The 4,733-nt window shown below is 41.0% G+C and carries 5 protein-coding genes; all 5 read right to left on the bottom strand.

What is annotated here, in order from left to right; all coding sequences use genetic code 11:
* Nucleotides 1-102: 102 nt before the first annotated feature.
* The 5 genes from HT701_RS05175 to HT701_RS05155 all read right to left on the bottom strand — a co-directional run bounded on the left by HT701_RS05175 (nt 103) and on the right by HT701_RS05155 (nt 4,482).
* Entirely contained in the window at nt 103-981 is an 879-nt protein-coding gene (locus HT701_RS05175; RefSeq protein WP_172930341.1) for a transporter substrate-binding domain-containing protein, read from the bottom strand.
* An 11-nt stretch (nt 982-992) separates the two neighbouring features.
* The gene (locus HT701_RS05170; protein ID WP_119919900.1) at nt 993-1,991 is read right to left on the bottom strand and encodes a uroporphyrinogen decarboxylase family protein; all 999 of its coding nucleotides are present in this window, start codon (nt 1,989-1,991) and stop codon (nt 993-995) included.
* A 2-nt stretch (nt 1,992-1,993) separates the two neighbouring features.
* The gene (locus HT701_RS05165; protein ID WP_000823549.1) at nt 1,994-2,197 is read right to left on the bottom strand and encodes a hypothetical protein; all 204 of its coding nucleotides are present in this window, start codon (nt 2,195-2,197) and stop codon (nt 1,994-1,996) included.
* Between the two features lie 9 nt (nt 2,198-2,206).
* Nucleotides 2,207-3,214, bottom strand: coding sequence for a uroporphyrinogen decarboxylase family protein (locus HT701_RS05160; RefSeq protein WP_000202170.1), 1,008 nt, complete (start codon nt 3,212-3,214; stop codon nt 2,207-2,209).
* A gap of 218 nt (nt 3,215-3,432) precedes the next feature.
* Entirely contained in the window at nt 3,433-4,482 is a 1,050-nt protein-coding gene (locus tag HT701_RS05155) for an LLM class flavin-dependent oxidoreductase (protein WP_119919899.1), read from the bottom strand.
* Between the last annotated feature and the right edge of the window lie 251 nt (nt 4,483-4,733).

Genomic DNA, 4,733 nt, shown 5'->3' with positions numbered 1-4,733 from the left:
TTGTGGATAGAACTGACAAAGTCAGTAACCATACCTACGGCAAGGCGACGTTGACGTGGTTTGAAGAGATTTTCGAAGAGTATAACACGCCTGACTGCTCATCTAATCTCTATCAACGTAGCTAAAAACATCTTCTTTGAAGTATTTTTGAGAAAGTTTAGCTAGAGTTCCATCTTCTTTTAATTCTTTAATCGCTTTTTCATACTCTTTAGCAAACTTCTCACCCTTTTCATCACGGTGAATCAAGGGATAGGTTGGAATTCCTTTATAAGGGAACCAGCTAAGTTTGTCCGCATATTGGTGGTAAGAACCATCATCTGTTGTCACCGCTTTTTCAAAAGACAACTTGATATCAAAGAAAGCATCATAACGTCCTTCTAAAACCCAAGCATAAGCATCTGCCACCTTGAAAGATTCAGCAGCTGTCAACTCAATTGGTGTATCCTTGTGCTTGTCATTATAGCTATTAATCACATTCCACTGGGCATTTTGAGGAGAGATGGGTACTAATTTTCCTTTATTTTTGGCGAAATCATCAATATTCTTATATTTAGCTTCATCTCCTTTTCTGACAGTAAAACCAATAATGCTGGCTCCTACTGGCTCAGATGGAATAATGAATTTCTTAGCCCGTTCATCTGTATACCAAGCACCTTTAGTTCCAATATCGTACTTGCCAGACTCAAGTCCAATCAAGAGATCATCATCACTAGTTCCAGTATACTCAAATTTATAATCTGCTAATTTCTCATCCACCGCCTTTAAAACAGCGACTTCATAACCATCTGATTCCCCTTTTTCGTCAATAAAATCATAAGGGACATAGTTTTGAGTATGGGCAACTTTTAAAGTTGTTACTTGTCCAGACGAAGCTGCATCTGCACCTTTAGCAGATGCTCCCGACAAAGTCCTACCAATAATCGTTGCTCCAAGCACTGCCACAACCGCAACTCCACCAACAATCCATGTTTTCTTACTCATATTCTTCTCCTTTATTTAGCTACTGCTTCTCTCACCCACTGGATACGCTCCACTGCAATATCGTTTGGAATGGTACAATCTGCTCCAAGTATGAGGCCATCTTTCCCTGTTTCTTCTACCAATCGTTTGGTTTCAGCCTGAATTTCTTCCTTACTGCCTCGATAGAGAAGGCCGTCTTTACCGTTTTCAAATCCTCCCAGAACAGCACGACCCTTGAAAATCTCACGACCTTCTTTTAGGCTAATCCCTTCTGTACCAACTGCCCAGTTAAAAACATGAGCTGGATAGTCGGCAAAGATATGAATATCGTTTCGGGCTCCTTCATAGCCACAGATATGAAGGATATTTACCCCACCAACCGACTTAGCCGCATTTAAAACAGTCAGTTCACTCGGCTCAATAATCTCCTGATAGGCTTCAGCAGAAACACGCGCATCCTGAATACTTTGCACACTGAGATAAATACCATCTACTCCTGCATCTTTAATAATAGCTTGACTCAAGCTAGCGATATCTTGCGCAATCACATCAAGTACTTTTTTCAATTTCTGAGAATCTTGAACTAAGAAGTCTGCAATGAGATCATCTCCACCAGACACTTCTCCAAGTAACCATTTGAGGTAGGTCACAGGCGCAAAAATATTGTAAATAGCAACAATATCTTCCGTAAACTCCTGCTTAATCTTCTTCACTAATTCTACCTGCTCTCTAATCCACAGATGATCTTCACCCAGAGGTTGAATCTCCGACAGCTCTTGGAGTGACTTTCCTTTGGCAATAACTGGATTTGGATAAGCAAAATAGCCATCACTCATCAACTTGATAAAGTCTGGATGTAGGTCACGGATAAAACGTTTGTGACCTTGTATGTTCTTTTCAATAATCACAGGATTGGAAAATCCCTTTAACCATTCCTCTTCTGATGTAAAGTGGTGCCAAAAACCTACAGGTACACGGCCAACCACTTCTCCTCTAAATGCTTTTAAAACCCAGTCTCTTTTTTCTGACATCTCTATTTTCCATTTCTTTCTTTTTCAACTAATAAAACACTGGCAATATCATTGGTTTGAATAAAGGGAAGACTTCTCTTCTGAAAATCCTGAATCCCATGACATCTTGGCCCTTCCTTACAAGCAAGTCCCTTTGTAAGACTGATCGCAAGTAAGATGACAAAGCCGAGGGCCGTCCCTACCAATAGCCACTTTTTTCTTTTCATAAGGCTCTCCTATTCTAACATAGCAGCCTGACGAATCCAGTCCAATCTTTCTAATTCAAAGTCATCTGGAACCGTGCAATCCGCTCCAAGAAGGACTCCTCTAGTCCCAGCTTCAGCCAACAATCGTTTGGTTTCCTCTTGTAGTGCAGCCTTTCTACCTCCATAAAGCAGGCTCTGCTTCCCATTTTCAAAACCACCCAAGACCGCTTTGCCATGAAATAGCTCCTGACCTTGAGGTAAACTGACTGCTTCATGGTGGGTTGCCCAATTGAAAACCTGGGCTGGATAATCTTTGAAAATAGTCACATTGTTACTGGCACCTTGGAAACCGCAGATATGCAGGATATTTACCCCACCTACCTGATTGGCAGCTTCTAAAACCTTTATGTTACTTGGCTCAATATAGGTCTGATACAATTCTGCTGTGATGCGCTCATCCTGAATTTCTTGTGTACTGAGATAGATTCCATCTGCTCCACCATCCTGAATGATTTTTTTAGTTAGGATAGCGATATCCTCAGCTATCACGTCTAAAACATCCCTGAATAGCTCTGGATTTTCAAGAAAAAGATCTGAAACCTCCTTATCACCTCTAGAAGTCTCTGTACGAAACCACCTTTTCAAATAGGAGATCGGAGAAAAAATATTGTAAAATGATGCAATGTCCTCAGTGAAGGTTGCTCGAATAGCCTCTACCACTTCTACTTGTTGCTGAATCCAAGGATGGTTTTCACCAATCGACTCAATAGAAGCTAACTCCTGAAGACTTGTAACCTTAGGACTGTAGACATTACTTGGATAAATGAAAAATCCGTCACTCATCATTTTGACAAAATCAGGATGGATTCTTTCAACGTACTTCCGATGTCCCTCTACACTTTTTTGAAAGATACGTGGATTATTTAAACCTTGTCCTTTTTCCTCCAGTATTACAAAATGAAACCAAAAGCCAACAGGAACCCGTTCCACCTCTTCTCCTCGAATAGCTCTAAAAACTAGCTCTCTTTTACTTGTCATACTTCTCTCCTTCCATTTGGATTGAAACCATCTTACCACTCCTTTTGACCTTTTCCCAATATATATTGACTATCGACTTGATTGGGATTGTTTATATCAATAGAGAAAAAAATCTCTGAAAAGCTTGATTTTACTAGCTTTTCAGAGATTTTTTCTGTTTATTGCTTTTTAAAATAGTTGTTATATAGATTTTTTATCAGCCTGATTAGTATTTTTTATTAAGCCTCTTTCATGGCAAAGTAAGCCCGGACTTTGGGTGCTACTTGTGTTCCGAATAGTTCAATAGCTCTCAGAACCTGATCATGAGGCATAGAACCAAGAGGTAGGTGCAACATGAAGCGGTCCAAATCTAAATCCTCTATCATGCGAATCAATTTTTCGGCCACCTGATCTGGATTGCCCACAAACATGGCGCCATTTGATCCTACCTGCTCCAAATATTGCTTATAACGCAATTCTTGCCAGTGTGGACGGTCTTTGGAAATAGCATCCACCACTTGCTTGGTCGGATGGAAATAATCTTTCACCGCTTGCTCGCCATCCTCAGCAATCCAACCCCAAGAATGAACTCCAACCTTTAGTTCCTGACTGGCATAACCCGCTTCGCTCCCAATCTCACGATAAGCCTGAATCAACTTTTTAAAATAACGAGGGTTACCACCAATAATGGCATAGACAATCGGTAGGCCTGCCTGAGCAATCTTCACTGTTGATTCGACATGACCACCTGTCGCTATCCACAAGGGTAATTTGTCCTGAACTGGACGAGGATAAACTTCTTTACCAGCAATCGTTTGGGTCAATCGACCTTTCCAGTCTAGCTTTGTCTTTTCATTGACTAACTGGAGCAAGTCTAATTTCTCATCAAAAAGGGCTTCGTAGTCTTTCAAATCATAGCCAAACAGAGGAAATGATTCCGTGAAAGAACCCCTTCCAGCCATAATCTCCGCACGTCCATTTGACAAAGCATCGATAGTGGCATATTGTTGGAATAAGCTAATCGGATCCATGCTCGAGAGAATGCTGACTGCACTGGTCAAACGGATTTTCTTGGTATTGACTGCCCCAGCTGCCAGGACAATCTCTGGGGCTGATACTGCAAAATCCTCTCGATGGTGCTCACCAATCCCATACACATCCAAACCAACCTTGTCAGCCAGTTCAACCTCTGCTAGCAACTGGCGAATGCGTTCGTCATGACTGTAAGTTTGCCCAATCCCTTCAAGCTCCGTTGTTTCCCCAAATGTTGAAATTCCCAATTCTACCATTGTGACTCTCCCTATCTACTCTGTCCTTCAATTTGAAAAATTATTCTAATACTCAATGAAAATCAAAGAGCAAACTAGGAAGCTAGCCGCAGGCTGCTCAAAACACTGTTTTGAGGTTGTGGATAGAACTGACGAAGTCAGATCAAAATACTGTTTTGAGGTTGCAGATGGACGCTGACCTGGTTTGAAGAGATTTTCGAAGAGTATAAAATGATTTTACTGCTTATATAGTCATTTAGTTTTAAAAAGCG

The sequence above is a fragment of the Streptococcus sp. 10824 genome, from assembly GCF_013276595.1.
GTDB classification, from domain to species: Bacteria; Bacillota; Bacilli; order Lactobacillales; family Streptococcaceae; genus Streptococcus; species Streptococcus pseudopneumoniae.
This window is presented reverse-complemented; position numbering and strand designations above follow the sequence as displayed.